Below are 417 nucleotides of genomic sequence, written 5' to 3'. Positions count from 1 at the left end.
GCTCTCGAACTCATTGAAGTTGTCTCTAAGCGACACCATCAGCAGGTTATCGAAAAACTCCAAAAAATTGGATGCGATGCTCTAACGGGGCGTAATCTGTTTGCGTTGCGTGGTTCGTGGGAGCTTGGCAACAGGGATATCAATGCGGTGGATGATTCCGCAAAAGCATATATGCTTGACACTTACACGATATCTCACATGGGTAGAGGTGGGGGTAGCGTCTTAGAAGATGGGATGCTGTCAAAGGTTCTCGACATAGAGCGTCTACAAGACCCCGTAGAGCTTGATGAGCCTCCTATTGAGGTTCCGGATTCCGAATACTTCGAAGCTAATCAGGACGCCTTTCAGGAGCTTGCAGACTGGTATCTTTGAAGCTCCGCAGGACCGACGACAATGTAATTGTCATAGTCGGACACT

The 417-nt window shown here is 48.4% G+C and carries 1 protein-coding gene; it reads left to right on the top strand.

The genetic code is table 11. From position 1 onward, the window contains the following. On the top strand, positions 1 to 372 hold a 372-nt coding region (locus KP705_RS18240), incomplete at its 5' end, for a hypothetical protein (RefSeq protein WP_215765322.1). Positions 373 to 417 lie beyond the last annotated feature (45 nt).

Source organism: Gluconobacter sp. P1D12_c (genome assembly GCF_018812105.1).
GTDB classification, from domain to species: domain Bacteria; phylum Pseudomonadota; class Alphaproteobacteria; order Acetobacterales; family Acetobacteraceae; genus Gluconobacter; species Gluconobacter oxydans_A.
The sequence above is the reverse complement of the archived record's forward strand: the minus strand, read 5'-3'. Positions and strand labels throughout refer to the sequence as shown.